General features: G+C 57.8%; 1 protein-coding gene. It reads right to left on the reverse strand.

The features are described from left to right. Positions 1–243 precede the first annotated feature (243 nt). Positions 244–733, reverse strand: a 490-nt coding sequence (locus CFR72_RS17065) for a transposase (RefSeq protein WP_146220792.1), incomplete at its 5' end; no start/stop codon positions are given.

The following is a 733-nucleotide window of genomic DNA, read 5'->3' on the forward strand; positions in this document are numbered from 1 at the left end:
AGTTTTCTGACCCATATTGACGTGTGATCGTGTGCGGTCTTCTGTAAGGCCTGTTGATGTGGCCTTTCAGAAGCCACTGGCCAGTATGGTGATCAGCGGATCAGATCCAAATCTCACAGGCGTGCTTTAAAGCACAGAGAAATCCACTGGTTTTTCCGATCCGGATCAGACGATCATGCGCCCATTCAGGTCATCGCCCTCTCACACCCCTACCGGTTCCATCCGCGGGAGCCGAGCCATCGCTCAGGCTGCCACGGACAGGGCCGGATCCCGATAATCCTCCTGTTTTGTTGCCATGGCCCAGATGGCTCGTGCCATCCTGTTGGCCAGCGCAATGGCTACCAGCATACGGGGCTTGCGGGCCAGCATCCGTGCCAGCCAGCTTCCCGGTGCAGGGGCCTTACGGCTGGCCCAGTTCACCTGGGTCATGGCGCCCATGATGAGAAGCCTGCGGATATCAGCCTGCCCGGCTTTTGATATCTTCCCCAGCCTTTCCTTTCCGCCAGATGAGAACTGACGGGGCACCAGCCCCAGCCACGCAGCAAAGTCGCGCCCGCGCCGGAAGCTCTGCAGGTCAGGCGCAAAAGCTTCAATCGCAAGAGCGGTCAGAGGACCCACTCCAGGCATGCTCTGCAATCTGCAGGTGTTTTCACTTTCCTGGGCAAGCATCCTGATCTTCTTTGTTCTGACATCAATCCGCACACTCTGCTCCGAAATCTGTCGCAGCAGATCA

Origin of the sequence: Gluconacetobacter entanii (assembly GCF_003206495.1) — a bacterium.
Classification (GTDB): domain Bacteria; phylum Pseudomonadota; class Alphaproteobacteria; order Acetobacterales; family Acetobacteraceae; genus Novacetimonas; species Novacetimonas entanii.